This window comes from Vibrio penaeicida (assembly GCF_002933855.1).
In the GTDB taxonomy this organism is placed as follows: Bacteria; Pseudomonadota; Gammaproteobacteria; order Enterobacterales; family Vibrionaceae; genus Vibrio; species Vibrio penaeicida_A.
Genome location: NZ_BFAQ01000008.1, coordinates 158,746 through 174,214 on the forward strand (window position 1 = coordinate 158,746; position 15,469 = coordinate 174,214).

Annotated in this window: 11 protein-coding genes; 1 reads left to right on the top strand and 10 read right to left on the bottom strand. The window is 42.6% G+C overall.

The window, feature by feature from the left end; translation table 11 throughout:
• Positions 1 to 29 precede the first annotated feature (29 nt).
• The 4 genes from yfaE to ubiG form a co-directional block, all read right to left on the bottom strand.
• Positions 30 to 308, bottom strand: coding sequence for a class I ribonucleotide reductase maintenance protein YfaE (gene yfaE, locus VPNCDNU1_RS02550; RefSeq protein ID WP_101115529.1), 279 nt, complete (start codon positions 306 to 308; stop codon positions 30 to 32).
• The gene (nrdB, locus tag VPNCDNU1_RS02555; RefSeq protein WP_104398899.1) at positions 308 to 1,441 is read right to left on the bottom strand and encodes a class Ia ribonucleoside-diphosphate reductase subunit beta; all 1,134 of its coding nucleotides are present in this window, start codon (positions 1,439 to 1,441) and stop codon (positions 308 to 310) included. Before nrdB ends, yfaE begins: the two co-directional genes overlap by 1 nt.
• Positions 1,442 to 1,520: 79 nt before the next feature.
• A complete protein-coding gene (gene nrdA / locus VPNCDNU1_RS02560) occupies positions 1,521 to 3,803 on the bottom strand; it encodes a class 1a ribonucleoside-diphosphate reductase subunit alpha (RefSeq protein ID WP_104398900.1) in 2,283 nt (760 codons plus the stop codon).
• Positions 3,804 to 4,664: 861 nt separating this feature from the next.
• Positions 4,665 to 5,375: a bifunctional 2-polyprenyl-6-hydroxyphenol methylase/3-demethylubiquinol 3-O-methyltransferase UbiG gene (ubiG, locus tag VPNCDNU1_RS02565; RefSeq protein WP_104398901.1), complete on the bottom strand. Its 711-nt coding sequence runs from the start codon at positions 5,373 to 5,375 to the stop codon at positions 4,665 to 4,667.
• Positions 5,376 to 5,650: 275 nt separating this feature from the next.
• On the opposite strand from ubiG, the gene gyrA reads away from it, so the two are divergent.
• Positions 5,651 to 8,290, top strand: coding sequence for a DNA topoisomerase (ATP-hydrolyzing) subunit A (gene gyrA / locus VPNCDNU1_RS02570; protein WP_104398902.1), 2,640 nt, complete (start codon positions 5,651 to 5,653; stop codon positions 8,288 to 8,290).
• Positions 8,291 to 8,554: 264 nt separating this feature from the next.
• Here the strand turns inward: gyrA and VPNCDNU1_RS02575 are convergent, their stop codons facing one another.
• The 6 genes from VPNCDNU1_RS02575 to VPNCDNU1_RS02600 all read right to left on the bottom strand — a co-directional run bounded on the left by VPNCDNU1_RS02575 (position 8,555) and on the right by VPNCDNU1_RS02600 (position 15,468).
• Positions 8,555 to 9,127 carry a TetR/AcrR family transcriptional regulator gene (locus tag VPNCDNU1_RS02575; protein WP_104398903.1) on the bottom strand — a complete coding sequence of 191 codons (573 nt, stop codon included), beginning with the start codon at positions 9,125 to 9,127 and terminating at the stop codon, positions 8,555 to 8,557.
• 284 nt (positions 9,128 to 9,411) lie between these two features.
• On the bottom strand, positions 9,412 to 9,807 hold the full coding sequence (locus VPNCDNU1_RS02580; RefSeq protein WP_104398904.1) for a phosphate ABC transporter substrate-binding protein: 396 nt from the start codon (positions 9,805 to 9,807) through the stop codon (positions 9,412 to 9,414).
• A 9-nt stretch (positions 9,808 to 9,816) separates the two neighbouring features.
• Positions 9,817 to 11,196: a hypothetical protein gene (locus VPNCDNU1_RS02585; RefSeq protein ID WP_104398905.1), complete on the bottom strand. Its 1,380-nt coding sequence runs from the start codon at positions 11,194 to 11,196 to the stop codon at positions 9,817 to 9,819.
• Between the two features lie 19 nt (positions 11,197 to 11,215).
• Positions 11,216 to 12,835 carry a methyl-accepting chemotaxis protein gene (locus VPNCDNU1_RS02590; RefSeq protein WP_104398906.1) on the bottom strand — a complete coding sequence of 540 codons (1,620 nt, stop codon included), beginning with the start codon at positions 12,833 to 12,835 and terminating at the stop codon, positions 11,216 to 11,218.
• A 138-nt stretch (positions 12,836 to 12,973) separates the two neighbouring features.
• Positions 12,974 to 14,161: an EAL domain-containing response regulator gene (locus tag VPNCDNU1_RS02595; protein ID WP_104398907.1), complete on the bottom strand. Its 1,188-nt coding sequence runs from the start codon at positions 14,159 to 14,161 to the stop codon at positions 12,974 to 12,976.
• 14 nt (positions 14,162 to 14,175) lie between these two features.
• A complete protein-coding gene (locus VPNCDNU1_RS02600) occupies positions 14,176 to 15,468 on the bottom strand; it encodes a response regulator (protein WP_104398908.1) in 1,293 nt (430 codons plus the stop codon).
• Between the last annotated feature and the right edge of the window lies 1 nt (position 15,469).

Here is a 15,469-nt window from a genome sequence, read left to right on the forward strand (position 1 = left end):
GCGTGTAACAAGGATGATATTGCGAGATATCAAGCGCTTTTGACCTTGAGCTGATAGTTTACTTTTTCTAATTCGACATCGGTTTTTGCCCTGCATATGCAGGGCAAAATTTCTTTTGGCTGTGTAAATGCCATCGCAAAACCAACGTATTCGACCTCTCCCGACTTCAATTCACAGCGGCACGCGCCACAATGACCATCTCGACAGTTGTACTCAGGTTCAAATCCCGCGCTCTCCATTTCCTCCAGCAGTGTCTTTTCGCTGCTGGCGACAATAGGGCTTAGTTCGTTGATTTTGATTTTTTGCATTACAGCTCAAAATCTCCGAAATCTTCAGCGTCGACTTCGTTATCGATCTGACCAACAAGGTAAGAACTTATTTCCGCTTCTTGAGGGGCTACTTGTACGTTATCCGAAGATAACCAAGCATTGATCCATGGAATCGGGTTAGACGTTGCGTCTGGGTATGCGACACCCAAACCAACAGACTGCATGCGAATGTTCGTGATGTACTCAACGTATTGACACAGAATGTCTTTGTTCAAACCGATCATAGAGCCGTCTTTGAATAGGTACTCTGCCCACTCTTTTTCTTGCTCTGCTGCTTCTTTAAATAGGTCGAAACATTCTTGTTTACACTCTTCAGCGATTTGTAAGAACTCTAAATCATCTTGACCGTTACGAAGTAAGTTCAGCATGTGCTGAGTACCCGTTAAGTGCAGTGCCTCATCACGAGCGATAAGCTTGATGATTTTAGCGTTGCCTTCCATCAGTTCACGTTCTGCAAAAGCGAAGGAACATGCAAAGCTTACGTAAAATCGAATGGCTTCTAGTGCATTAACAGACATCAGACAAACGTACAGCTTTTTCTTAAGCTTGGTTAGGCTGATATCTACGGTTTCTCCGTTGATGACATGTTTACCTTCACCATAACGGTGGTAATCGTTCGTCAGTTCGATGAGATCATCATAGTAATGAGCAATGTCTTTCGCGCGCTTTAAGATATGCTCGTTTTCAACGATGTCATCAAACACCAAGCCTGGATCGTTCACAATGTTACGAATGATGTGAGTGTATGAGCGCGAGTGAATGGTCTCAGAGAAAGACCAAGTCTCGATCCACGTTTCTACTTCAGGTAGAGATACAAGCGGAAGTAACGCAACGTTTGGACTACGGCCTTGGATAGAGTCAAGAAGTGTTTGGTACTTCAGGTTACTGATGAAAATATGCTTTTCATGATCGGGTAGTTTGTTGTAGTCGATACGGTCGCTTGATACATCCACTTCTTCTGGACGCCAGAAAAAAGAAAGCTGTTTTTCAATCAGCTTTTCAAATATTTCAAACTTTTGTTGATCGTAACGTGCTACGTTCACTGACTGACCAAAAAACATCGGTTCTTTTAGTTGGTCGTTTTTCTTCTGAGAGAAAGTACTGTAAGCCATAAATGCCTCAAATCCATTAAAGCCTCTTTGAAATCAAAGAGGCTGTTTTAACTTTTACTCTGAGTCGATGCCCAAAGCTTTAAATCTTACAAGCGCCGCCTGCACAATCATCTTCTTGAGCCTTAGCGGCTTCTGATTGCTCATCACTCGCACCATCACGAGTGTTGTGGTAGTAAAGCGTCTTAAGACCGTACTTGTATGCGGTTAGCAAGTCTTGCATCAGAAGCTTCATCGGAACTTTACCGTTTGGCTGAACACTTGGGTCATAGTTAGTGTTCGCAGAAATAGCTTGGTCCACAAACTTCTGCATAACGCCCACAAGCTGCAAATAGCCATTGTTTGACGGAATAGTCCAAAGCAACTCGTAGTTTTCTTTCAAATTGACGTAATCAGGTACAACTTGCTTCAAAATACCGTCTTTCGATGCTTTCACAGAAACGAAACCACGTGGTGGTTCAATACCGTTAGTCGCGTTAGAAATTTGCGAAGATGTTTCAGATGGCATTAGTGCCGATAGCGTCGAGTTGCGTAGACCGTGTTCCACAATTTCTTTACGTAACGAATCCCAATCGTAATGCAGCGGCTCGTCACATACTTTATCTAGATCTTTCTTGTATGTGTCGATAGGCAGTAAGCCTTTTGCGTAGTTGGTTTCGTTGAACAGAGGACACGCGCCTTGCTCTTTTGCTAGGTTCATTGAGGCCTTCAGTAGGTAGTACTGAATTGCTTCAAACGTACGGTGTGTCAGACCATTTGCACTACCGTCTGAATACTTCACGCCATTTTTAGCGAGGTAGTAAGCGTAGTTAATCACACCTACACCTAACGTGCGGCGATTCATGGTTGACTTACGAGCAGCCGGAAGTGGGTAGTCTTGATAATCTAGTAATGCATCAAGAGCACGAACAACCAAGTCAGATAATTCCTCAAAATCATCAAGGCTTTCTATCGCGCCTAGGTTGAACGCAGAAAGCGTACAAAGTGCAATTTCACCTTGGTCGTCTTCAACATTGTTCAAAGGTTTAGTAGGAAGCGCGATTTCCAAACAAAGGTTAGATTGGCGAACGGGTGCTACAGCCGGATCAAACGGGCTGTGCGTATTACAATGGTCTACGTTTTGAATGTAGATACGACCAGTAGAAGCACGCTCTTGCAGAAGAAGAGAGAACAAATCAACTGCTTTCACCGTTTCGCGCTTAATGGATTCGTCGGCTTCGTATTTTTCGTATAGACGATCAAATTCATCTTGGTCTTCAAAGAACGCATCGTACAAGCCTGGAACGTCTGAAGGAGAGAACAGAGAAAGATTTCCACCTTTGATCAAACGTGAGTACATCATCTTGTTGATCTGCACGCCGTAATCCATATGGCGTACACGGTTTTCTTCTACACCACGGTTGTTCTTCAAGACCAGCAAAGATTGAACTTCGCGGTGCCAAAGCGGGTAGAATACTGTTGCCGCACCGCCACGAACACCACCTTGAGAGCAGCATTTAACCGCAGTTTGGAAGTATTTGTAGAACGGAATACAACCTGTGTGAAAAGCTTCACCGTTGCGTATTTCAGAGCCCAGCGCACGGATACGACCAGCGTTAATACCAATACCTGCACGCTGAGAAACGTAACGCACGATGGCGCTAGAAGTCGCATTGATAGAATCGAGGCTGTCATCACACTCAATCAAAACACAAGAGCTGAACTGACGAGTAGGAGTACGTACACCAGACATAATTGGTGTAGGTAGGGAAATCTTAAATGTCGATGCCGCATCGTAGAAGCGTTTGATGTAATCAAGACGCGTATCTTTCGGATACTTAGCAAACAAGCATGCTGCAACAAGTATGTAAAGGAACTGTGCGCTCTCGTAGATCTCTTTGGTCACGCGGTTCTGAACGAAGTACTTACCTTCAAGTTGCTTCACAGCAGCGTATGAGAAGTTCATATCGCGGTTGTGATCAATGAAGCTGTTCAATTCTTCAAACTCAGACTGCGTGTAATCTTCGATTAGGTGTTTATCGTACTTGCCAGCATCAACCAACTCGGAAACGTGTTTATAAAGTGTTGGTGGCTCAAACTGTCCGTACGCTTTTTTACGCAAATGGAATACAGCGAGTCGAGCGGCAAGATACTGATAATCTGGAGACTCTTCAGAGATTAAGTCAGCAGCAGATTTGATAATGGTTTCATGAATGTCCGACGTTGTAATACCGTCGTAAAATTGAATGTGTGACTTTAATTCAACTTGAGAAACGGAAACATTGTCTAGTCCTTCTGCAGCCCATGCGATAACGCGATGGATCTTCTCCAAATCAATGTTTTCTTTGCGACCGTCCCTTTTTGTCACAGTTAGTTGTTGGTTCATTCTGGTAGATTTCCCTGACGAAACTGCTAAAAGCCGTATTTCTTTGGTAGTTCTTGTAAAAATGTAGTCGGCTTTGTGATCTATATCCACTACATATAGTGCGTCAAAACACTATATGTGGTGTTGTTCGGTTGAACGAGTTACAAGATAGTGCGCGGTGGGCTATTTTTCAAGTTGGATAAGTTGGAAGACTTGTGGATAAGTTGGGGGAATAAAAAAAATCGTAAGTAGGCACTAACCTATCATTTTAGGTAGAGATTACCTGCAAAAAATATCCCATTCCAGAGTGTTTTAATTATGAGCAGAAGAAAAAATATTTTTCTTGATCTTTAGGAAAAAATCGAGCCTAAAATTAAGCTGTACAAAGGTCACACAAGTCGTTGTCATATTGTGCGAAAAGGCGATGAATCTCTACTTTTTACAAAATTATAACTTTCTTGATTGGTGTCTCATTTTTTCAGAAATCCAGCAATAAATTATATAGGGAAATCGATTTTATATCGCGCAGTGAGATACGTTGCTTATAAGCGAAGTAAGATAATTTGGCTGGGCGAAAATCCTTGGCTGAAAAATCATTCCCATTTGAGTTTTTTGGTGCTGTCTAGTGGTGTGTTATTACATGCAGCCAAGACCTTTATTCGACATTAATTTAACACGTTTGAATGCTTTATTGAGTATCTAGCGATAATAGAGGATTTGATTAATCTAAAGGTCTGAGATAGTGATTTTTATCGTCAAGATAAATGTTAAAAAGGAGGCTGTAAAAGCAAAAATAGAAGAAGTAAGAGGTATAGAAGGCGAGTAGGAAAAAACAGTGGCAAAAATGTCTGCCTGTACCTAAAGAAACAGGCAGTATTGATATTAACTTAGGCGTGTTGTGTGAACGATATAATTTACGTCGACATTGTTGCCAAGAGAGTAAGTATCGGTCAGCGGGTTGTAATGTAACCCGGTGATGGATTTTTCAATTAAGTCCGTTTTATCAACCATTTTTAGAAGTTCTGCTGGGCGGATAAATTTCTCGTGGTCGTGCGTTCCTTTTGGTACTAGTTTCAAAAGGTGTTCAGCGCCAACAATTGCAAATAAGTAAGATTTGAAATTGCGATTTAAAGTAGAGAAAAAGACTTTACCACCAGGCTTAACCAGTTTGGCACAAGATTGAATAACAGATAGTGGGTTGGGTACGTGTTCCAACATTTCCATACAAGTTACGATATCGTAACTTTCTGGGTTCTCTGCAGCATGATCTTCTACAGTGCTTTGGACATAGTCCAATTTTGTTCCTGTTTCCAATGCATGAAGGCGAGCTACTTCAAGAGGTTCTTTTCCCATATCCAACCCTGTTACTTCAGCACCTTCTTTAGCCATACTTTCTGCGAGTATGCCGCCGCCGCAACCTACATCGAGCACTTTTTTCCCGAATAGACCTTGGCAATTGTCCAGCACGTAATTCAGTCTTAATGGGTTTATCTGGTGTAACGGTTTAAATTCGCCTTCTAAATCCCACCATCTGGAAGCCATATCTTCAAACTTTTTGATTTCCGCAGGATCGACATTTTGTTGTTTGGTCATAACAATCATACTCAGGATTAGGATTGAAGCATTATAGCGACTGAAAAGCAGGAGAACACCTGAATTCCAATTTTGTGAAATTAGGCGTCACAATATGGCTATAATTCATACAGATAAAGTTTTTCTGTACGATTTCTCAACGATTGAATCACAACCAAGGTCACAACCTGATAAAACGAAGGGGAAAGAGATGCCGAACGGGGTATTTGTGTGTTATATTTTTGAACCTTGTACGTATCTAACATACGATCAAACTATAGAGGGATAATGGCTCTATGAGCGATCTAGCTAAAGAGATCACGCCCGTAAACATTGAAGATGAGCTCAGAGGTTCATACCTAGACTACGCGATGTCAGTTATCGTGGGTCGTGCTCTTCCAGATGTGCGTGATGGCCTAAAACCAGTACACCGCCGCGTTTTATTCGCGATGAATGTACTAGGCAATGATTGGAATAAACCATATAAAAAATCTGCCCGTGTGGTAGGTGATGTCATCGGTAAATATCACCCTCATGGTGATAGTGCAGTTTACGATACGATTGTGCGTATGGCACAGCCGTTTTCACTTCGCTATATGCTCGTCGATGGTCAAGGTAACTTTGGCTCGATAGATGGCGACTCTGCAGCGGCAATGCGTTATACCGAAGTTCGTATGGCGAAAATTGCCCATGAACTGCTTGCTGACCTCGACAAAGAGACAGTGGATTACGTACCGAACTACGATGGTACGGAGCAGATCCCTGCAGTACTTCCTACAAAGATTCCTAACCTGTTGGTAAACGGTGCCTCTGGTATCGCAGTAGGTATGGCAACGAATATTCCTCCTCACAACTTAACCGAAGTGATCGATGGGTGCTTGGCATTCATTAACAATGAAGAAATCACAATCGATGAGTTGATGGATTACATTCCAGGACCAGATTTCCCTACGGCGGCATTGATTAGCGGTCGTAAAGGTATTGTTGACGCTTATAAGACTGGTCGTGGCAAGATCTACATGCGATCAAAAGCTGAGGTCGAAGCAGACAAAAATGGTAAAGAGACCATTATTGTCACAGAAATTCCATATCAGGTGAACAAAGCGCGTCTTATCGAAAAGATCGCTGAGTTAGTGAAAGATAAGAAAGTTGAAGGCATCAGTGCACTACGAGATGAGTCGGATAAAGACGGCATGCGTATTGTTATTGAATGTAAGCGTGACGCAGTAGGCGAAGTGGTTCTTAACAACCTTTACGCCCAAACTCAGTTGCAAACAACTTTCGGTATCAACATGGTTGCGCTGAACAACGGTCAGCCACAGTTGTTCAACCTGAAAGACATGCTTAAGTGCTTTGTCGATCACCGCCGTGAGGTTGTGACTCGTCGTACTATTTTTGAATTACGTAAAGCTCGCGATCGCGCGCACATCCTTGAAGCACTTGCTCTAGCATTGGCTAATATCGATGAAATCATCGAACTTATCCGAAACGCAGCGACACCTGCTGAAGCGAAAGCCGGTCTTGTTGCTCGTGGTTGGGATCTGGGTAATGTTGCTGCCATGCTTGAAAGTGCGGGTAACGATGCGGCTCGTCCAGATTGGCTTGAGCCTGAATACGGTATTCGTGATGGTCAGTACTTCTTAACTGAAACTCAAGCGCAAGCGATTCTAGATCTTCGTCTACATAAGTTGACTGGTCTCGAGCACGAGAAGATTTTAGACGAATACAAAGAACTTCTAGAAGAAATCGCGGAATTGATGCACATCCTTGCAAGCACAGAGCGCTTGATGGAAGTGATCCGCGAAGAGCTTGAAGCAGTACGTGAAAGCTTTGGTGATCAGCGTCGTACAGAAATTACTGCGGCTGTTCATGATATCGACATGGAAGAACTCATTGCCCAAGAAGACGTGGTGGTTACTCTGTCTCACGAAGGTTATGTTAAGTACCAAATTCTAAGCGATTACGAAGCTCAACGTCGTGGTGGTAAGGGTAAGAGCGCAACTAAGATGAAAGATGAAGATTACATCGAACGTCTATTGGTTGCGAACACGCACGATAACATTTTGTGCTTCTCTACCCGCGGTAAGACATATCGCCTGAAAGTTTATCAATTGCCTCAAGCGAGCCGAAATGCGCGTGGTAAACCAATTGTAAACATTCTTCCTCTTGAGGAAGGTGAGCGTATTACAGCGATCTTACCAGTATCTGAATACTCTGCAGACAAGTACATCTTTATGGCGACGGGTGACGGAACGGTTAAAAAGACGTCTCTGGATCAGTTTGCCAATGTACGTTCAAACGGTCTAATTGCTGTTAACCTACGTGACGATGATTCTTTGATTGGTGTAGACATTACTGACGGCGAAAGCGACATTATGTTGTTCTCCCAACAAGGTAAAGTTGTACGCTTTGAAGAAGGTAAAGTACGTGCAATGGGTCGTACGGCTGCCGGTGTTCGTGGTATGAAGCTGGCAGAAGGCGACCAAGTGGTATCGCTGATTGTTCCTTCAAATGAAGGTGACATTCTAACCGTAACGCAAAACGGTTACGGTAAACGTACACCGCTTGCCGAGTACCCTACGAAAGGTCGTGCAACTCAAGGTGTTGTTTCTATAAAAGTTTCTGACCGTAACGGCTGTGTAGTCGGTGCTGTTCAAACTGAAGAAAACGACGAGTTCATGATGATCACCGATGCTGGTACTCTTGTTCGCACACGCGTATCTGAAGTAAGCCAGGTAGGTCGTAATACTCAGGGTGTTACTCTGATTAGAACGGCTGAAGACGAAAACGTTGTTGGTTTGCAGCGCATCGAAGAAATCGAAGAGTCTGAATTGCCTGAAGGTGAAGAAGTAGAAGCAACAGCTGAAAATAGTGCTGAGCAATCTGAATCTGCTCCAGAGCAGGATGCACCAGAACAAAGTGATTCTGAAGAGTAATCTCAGTATTCAATAAATTAAAAGCCATCAGCATACGCTGATGGCTTTTTAGTATACACCCAAGTATCTTTAGGATAATTGGATATAAAAATGCCTAAGTGAACTAACATCTGATGTTACTTTCACTTAGGCATTTTTTGTTTGCTGCACATTACTTTAATTTATATTATTTTTGTGTCTAATATTGCAGTCAATTTCTTCGATGCTTTTTAATGCCAGAAGGCATACCAATAGCTTATGTTGATAGCTCTTACTGAAGCTTAGTTAACATATCGCAGGAGCTGAAAATTTCAGGTCTTCCAAAATACGAGTATAGTCCGAGATATTAAACTTTCTGCAATCTTCGTTGTTATCGATATTTAAATATGGCTGCGTACTCAGAGAAGATACCAACATATAGTAATAGTCGATGTTCATTTCATTGCAACCTGGCACCTTCTTAAGGGCAGAATACAAAGTTTGCTTGGTGACATGATTAAAACGAGATTCCTCTAGTTTTTTCCTAGATTCAAAATCTTGGCTCAGTCCACCGCGAGTTAGAAGAATTGGAATGTTAGGGTGGTTTTGCCAAAATTGAACGTATTTCACAATAATTTCTGATAGTTGAACTTGGCTCCTTGATTTGAAAGAGGAAAATTCTTTTGCAAGCCTAGGAGTATGCTCTTCAATTAATTGATCAAATAATTGTTCTTTATTCTTAAAATAATAAACAACTAGGGCAGGGCTAACACCTGCTTTTTGAGCTATTAATCTAAATGTCACTCTTTTAAATGCATGGGTGAAAAATAACTCTTCAGCTGCTTTTAATATCGCTTCTCTATTTTCATTCATTGGCATAAATAATACCGCTCCCCCTTATTGATATGATTGATTCTATTGAGGATACCGGTGATGTCAATTTACCCTATGTACTTGAGTACCTATAAAATACATATTGAAATATATATGTATGGAAATATAACTATTTGTCACTAGTTATTAACAGAAAATATTATGCAAATTCAGTGAGATAAAGTAGGAAGGAATTATTTGTAAGTTTTGTAAGAAGGTTAATGATATTTGTAATGGTATGTAGAATGAAGGGCAATTTGGAGAAATCCTACAAATTACCCAACAAATCACTAAGGTTTTAGTAATACTTTCACACTGTCATCAACTTGGCTTTCATCAATGTAGCCGATAATGTTATTACCTGTTTGAACCGTATTTTTTACCAGATCTGCGCTAGGCAGAGCTTTTGGTGGTTGCCCTTTACCTGTAAACACACGTTTTGCCCAATAAGCTTGCAATTGTGCCTCAGTTTTCCCGGTGACTTTTTGGTGGAATTCGTCTTTGAGCGCGTCACCATCGGCGAGATCCACAACGTCAATATTGAGAGATTTCGCTTTGCCAAGGTAGAGTTTCTTAACAGTTGCAGCACTAAGCGCGTCCATTGAAGGGCTACCAATTACAACTACCGTAGCATTTACGTTTGTACTCAGAGCTAATGCAGCTACAGCGATTAACTTGTTCAACATATTTCTTCCTTAAAATACAACGTCAACTTTTAGCGTATAGAGTAGGTTAGTTTTATCTTGGCTTTCCGAGCTTAGCCCGCCAGATGTATCACCAAAATCAGTCATGTAGCTGATGTCGCCCTTAAGCGCCACGTTTGTCATTACGTCCCAGCGAGCACCAATGCTGTAGGTGGTGCGTTGGATGTTTTGAGCCACTTGGATTGCTTTAGCAGAACCTTCAACACTGCCAGCGGCTTTTGCTGCTGCCGCTTTTTGTTGCGCTTGAACCATAAGGATTGTTGCCATACTAGGATTGGTTGCCATCATTGCTTTGGCTCTCGTGAATAGCGTTTCAGCTTGAGCAGCAAGCTTAGTTGTGCTTCCTTTTACCGACGCGTAATGCTTGTTTCTTACATCGTTGTCTTTCGTACGCATATGCGAAACAGTGAAGTATGGTGTCACGTCGTTAAGGCGGTATGCAGCGGTTAGGTAGGCAGAATCTACATCCGCATAAAAACCCTCCACTTCTGTGCGGGTCAGTTCAGAAGACAGCATTAGGCTGCCGTTGTCGTATCGGCCACCAACGCCGTAAAATTTGGCTGCGTCGTTATCAAAGGTGGTGTTTGCGATAACGCCACCGAGTGGTTTCAAGGCGGTACTAGTGCTGTTCCAATTAACGTCAGAAGACACTTTTGCTTGGCCATATACAGCACGTAACGTCCATGTATCATCAGTCCAGTTAACCACACCACCCAAGATTTCATTGAATTCCGTTGGCGCATTATAAGAGTGCTTATTTGCAGTTAGCTTTTGTGAACCAGCAAAGCCTTGGAACGAAAGGGTACTATCCTCTAACTCGATATCGTAAATGAAGTCTCCACCTGTCAGTGACGTGACAACGACAGGACCGTAAACTTCGGTTGGGACACGAACGCCGACTTGCGCATAACCCACTTCAAGATAGTCAGAGTACATAAAGAGAGGCAGGCGAAGTTTACCGCCTCGTACTTTCAGGTTTGGCGTAAATTGATGGCTAACAAACGCCCACTCAATATCAGGGCTCCAACTCTCTTTCTTGGTTCCACGAGCAACCAACTGAACTGTCGCTGATGTTGAGTCATTGATTGCAAACTTACTCTGAAGACCGATTAGGGAGCCTTCGTCAAACTTGATTTTGTCTGTCGAGTAGGCGAAGCCATGATTGTTGTTTGCAACCTGCATATTGACTGAAGCGAAGCCATTGAAGCTGATTTTGTCAGCCAGTGAAGACGACTTTTGTGCTTCCAAAAGTTTAACTTGGTGCTCTAGTGCTTCAATACGTTTTTCTGAATTAGCGTTCGCAGCTTGAGCTGAAAACGCAGCAGCGCAAATCGCCGCTAATGGTAGCAGGCGAAAAGTTTTGTTCGTCATTTTTATTCTCCGAAAAGGGTTAGACTTTGAATTGGGAGGTGGATTGGCTCAGTTGAGCGACAATGTTGCTTAGCTCGTGACTGAGAGATTCAAGTTCGCTAGTGGAATGCGAGACTTGTTGAGAACAATCAGTAAAGTCATCCAGACGTTGCTGGATCTGATTGGAAGTTTGATGTTGCAATTCAGTTGCGTGAGCAATTTGCTTATTGACCTGAGTGATGCTTGCAACTTGTGTTGTGATTTCTGACAAACTTTGCCCTGCTTCTCGTGCGTTGTGTACGCCGAGTGATGAGCTCTCTAAACCTTGCGACATGGCTTCAACTGCGTCATGGGCTTCGTTTTGCAGCTCTACAAGGAGGGCATTTATTTCCGTAGCTGAGCTTTGTGTATTGCTGGCAAGAACCCTTACCTCATCGGCAACAACGGCAAATCCACGTCCGTGCTCACCCGCACGGGCGGCTTCGATAGCGGCATTGAGTGCCAGTAGATTTGTTTGTTCAGCAACGTTTTGAATGGTGCTCAAAATAGATCCCACGTTATTTGTATTCGACTCCAGTTGTGAGAGCTTGGTTGCCGTGGCTCGAATTTTCTCTGCGAGTAACTCTATTTGGTTCGAAGTCTTGGTTACGACTTCGGCCCCTTGCTCCGCTTTTTGATTAGCCGATTGAGCTTGAAGATCAGCTTGCGAAGCGTAATCGACCACGTGCTCAATAGAGCCCAGCATGTCGCTAATTGAGCGAGTAACATCTTCAATTTGTGTTTGTTGTTGGTTATTTAATGCCAGCGTATTCTGAGCACTGTATTCCATACGAGTAGAGACTTTTTCAAGCATCTCGCTGCTGTCCAGTGTGCTTTTTATGATGATTTGTAACTTCTCAATGAACTGATTGACTCGGCTAACCAGCAGCGAAATTTCATCTTTACCGTTGTATTCGATCCGCGCCGTTAGATCGCCATCTCCACTGGCAATCTCTTTCATCTTTTGCGTCACTAAGGTAATCGATTTTGTTATGGAATGTTGAATCGCAAATGAGGTGATGCCAAGGGAAACAATCAGAATACCGCCTAATATGATGGAAACAGACGAAGCTTGATTAGCTTCAACTTCAGACGTTTGAATGGTCTCTACAACTTGCTTACGTATGCTTTCTCGAAGTTGATCTGAGGTAGAATGCAATGCTTTAAGTTGTTGGTCGATGGCTTTTGCACGACGACTCAACTCATCAAATGTGCCGTTCAACTCGATAAAATCAAGGCTGAGTTGTTTTGCTTGCTGCGAGTATGTTTGTAGTGAAGAGGCGAAGGTCTCAAAATTTTGGGCATACTCAGGCAGTACACGTGCCCCTTTTTGTGCATCGTCAAGTAGCGATTGGGTGAGTTCATCTGCCGTAATCAGCGCGGATTCATCTTCCATGACAACAGCGGCATCAAATTGCTGTTTTAAGCTCGGAAGTAAAGAGTTCAGTTTTACGGCGCGCTCAAGTGCAGGGTAGTATCGACTTTCTAATGCAGTAAGGCGCTTGCTGCTTTCTTTATGGATACTGACATTCATGAAAATGATGGTCAGTAAACTTGCAGATACAATAAGCAGCAACAAAATAAATTGAAAGCGGATTGAAATGTAGCGGGACAGTAGCATGACTTCGACTTATATTCGCTGATCACATCGGACCATGTATTAGTTCCGACCATTTTATCGCGCTGGGTGAGTTCTACTGAGTTGTTACATTAAACAATCATCTGCCGTTGTTTAGATTTTGAATATTATTGTCTTAAACTACAATAATTCCTCGCTGATAATTCTTTTTTTCCAGCTTTTATGCCATTCATCGAGCTGAGATACGGGCATTGGCCTGGCAATAAAGTACCCCTGTGCCAACCCCTTTTCCCCTGACAGGTCTTGTAAACATGACCAAAGTGATTTGTCTTCGATTCCTTCAGCAACCGTATTGAAATTAAGCCGATCAGCAAGAAAGAGGCTGGCTTCTACAATCGCCCTCGAAACGTGGCTGTTATTCACATTCTTAACGAAATCGACATCGAGTTTCAGCTCCGAAAAGGGCAGCTCTTCTAATAGCTTGAGAGAAGAATACCCTGTACCAAAATCATCAACAGCAAGGGCTACCCCCTTCATGCAGATTCGAGTGGCGGAGGCGAGTGCTTTACCGAGGTTTTGTATAATATCGGACTCGGTAAGTTCAAGGCGAATGGAAGAGGCAGACAAAGTTCTGTCGTCAATCAGTGTGAACAAACGATGGGTAAAGTCATCACTCATCAATTCATTGGCGGTTATATTAAATGCAAATCGGCGAAATTCAGTTTTAGGCAAGTCCTGAATGGCTTGGTTTAAGGTTTGTAACGCGATGAGTTGCAACAACCCCAGTTCTTGTACTTTATCCAAGAAGTAGTAGGGAGTGAGTACCCCAAATTCTGGGTGGTTCCATCGGATAAGCGTTTCACTTTCTAGCCATTCTCCGTTTTTGAAGCTTACTAACGGTTGGTAGTAAAGCTCGAACTCATCATTTTCGATGCCATTAATAATCGACTGTTTTGTAACAGAAATAGATTCGGGAGCGGCTTTTGAGGTGCTTTGAACCGAAGTATTGAGCAGTAAAGAGAGCTTTTCAGATGTTACGGGTTTTTCCATCAAACCAATCAGATTTAATCCGTATTGATGGCACATCTTATCGGCGGAATTGACCACCATTTCATCTTGAGCACTTGAAATGATGATATCGCCTTGATAATTCTCCTCACCGAGCTCTTGAAGTAACTCAATGCCATCCATTGTTGGCATGTTCAAATCGCAAATCAGCAGATCTGGTTTGTGCTTTGCGATATAAACGAGAGCGTCTGTGCCGCAAGATACTGAAGAGATTTGGTTCAACCCGACTTTTTCCAACTGTAAATGCAGAAATCTTCGTTGGAAATCGTGGTCTTCAATAATTAAAACGTGTCTATTCATTGCGACTCCGGAAGTTATGCAAGTTGAATACTTTGCTGTGTTTTAGATTGCTTCGCTGTAGCGCGCGTAACGACTGACCTTTTAAGAAAACATAAGATTTTCTCTCCGATATGGTTAATTCGGTCGTAAACCTTATTGAGTTCTGTGTCGTTTACGGATTGTTCCAACACATCAAGAAGAAACAAGTTTGCCAATGACGAATGTTCAAATAACGGTGAGCTAATTAAAGTATTTATCGGATGACTGATATTGTTGCCCAACTTGCATTCACACCATGCGGTGAAAAGCATTTCGTAGGTATTGGAAAAGCGATTGTTTGTTGGCAAGGGAATTGAATTCCACGTTGCTTTAGGATTGCTGCAACCGTTTTTTGCTAATTGAGCGCAAAGCAAAAGCTTGTGCTCATCATCGATCCACAGATTTTTACTCAAATGTTGTCTTAGTCGGTGCAGTAGGTCGCTGCAAAGAAGATCCGGAACAATGAATGATGTCCATAAAAGGCTGGATATCGCGGACGGATCGTCGTTCCTTTCACTCAATATAGAATTGGTCAGTTCTTTACTTGCGCTTAGATCCCCCTTTGCAGTCAACAACGCTAACTTCAAAGGGTAGTAGTCAACGGGTCTACAATCCGTTCGTTGAACCAGAGTGTGTAATATCGATTCAGACTGAGAAATCTTTCCATTTTGCAATAGCAAAAAAGCGTATATGAGTCCGAGCTTGGTTGTTGGATGTGATTTGAAGAATGCCTGAAGAACAATTAGGCGATGCTCTTGTGGAGCTTGGTTAAAGTGAGCAAACTGCTCAATGACATACATTGCCTTTTTAGGGGATGACGTGGATTTTAGCGCGGTCATAAACCCATTAAGCCCAGCCTCTTGATAGGCATGAATAGCGTTTTTACTCAACTTTTGAAGGTTCAGATTGGATTGGATGCTCGACGAGAGTGTATCCATTCTTAAAGGTTTTATGATGTAGGCATTGGGGTTGTATGAAGAGAACCCTTGCACAACATTCATTGAGTTATCTGCGGTCGCAACAATCACAATGGTATCGTGAGCTCGAAGCTCTTGCAGATGTAGAGCTTGCAAAAGCTCTAACCCACTAGCGCCGTTGCCTAGGTTCTGGTCAATAATAATGACATCGAAAATATGAGCTTTACATAAAGAGAGTGCACGATTCGCACTGGAACACATGAAAATGTTTTCTGCCAAAAAGCCGATATTTAGAATCATAATTCGCGACGTATTTCGAATTAGCTCGCAATCGTCGACTAAGAGAATCTTTTTATTTTGAATGGTATTCATG

Bases quoted from the DNA above. Each gene is read 5' to 3' on its own strand.
- nrdB (WP_104398899.1), bottom strand. From the start codon at position 1,441: ATGGCTTACAGTACTTTCTCTCAGAAGAAAAACGACCAACTAAAAGAA.
- nrdA (WP_104398900.1), bottom strand. From the start codon at position 3,803: ATGAACCAACAACTAACTGTGACAAAAAGGGACGGTCGCAAAGAAAAC.
- gyrA (WP_104398902.1), top strand. From the start codon at position 5,651: ATGAGCGATCTAGCTAAAGAGATCACGCCCGTAAACATTGAAGATGAG.
- VPNCDNU1_RS02595 (WP_104398907.1), bottom strand. From the start codon at position 14,161: ATGAATAGACACGTTTTAATTATTGAAGACCACGATTTCCAACGAAGA.
- VPNCDNU1_RS02575 (WP_104398903.1), bottom strand. From the start codon at position 9,127: ATGCCAATGAATGAAAATAGAGAAGCGATATTAAAAGCAGCTGAAGAG.
- VPNCDNU1_RS02580 (WP_104398904.1), bottom strand. From the start codon at position 9,807: ATGTTGAACAAGTTAATCGCTGTAGCTGCATTAGCTCTGAGTACAAAC.
- VPNCDNU1_RS02600 (WP_104398908.1), bottom strand. From the start codon at position 15,468: ATGAATACCATTCAAAATAAAAAGATTCTCTTAGTCGACGATTGCGAG.
- ubiG (WP_104398901.1), bottom strand. From the start codon at position 5,375: ATGACCAAACAACAAAATGTCGATCCTGCGGAAATCAAAAAGTTTGAA.
- VPNCDNU1_RS02585 (WP_104398905.1), bottom strand. From the start codon at position 11,196: ATGACGAACAAAACTTTTCGCCTGCTACCATTAGCGGCGATTTGCGCT.
- yfaE (WP_101115529.1), bottom strand. From the start codon at position 308: ATGCAAAAAATCAAAATCAACGAACTAAGCCCTATTGTCGCCAGCAGC.
- VPNCDNU1_RS02590 (WP_104398906.1), bottom strand. From the start codon at position 12,835: ATGCTACTGTCCCGCTACATTTCAATCCGCTTTCAATTTATTTTGTTG.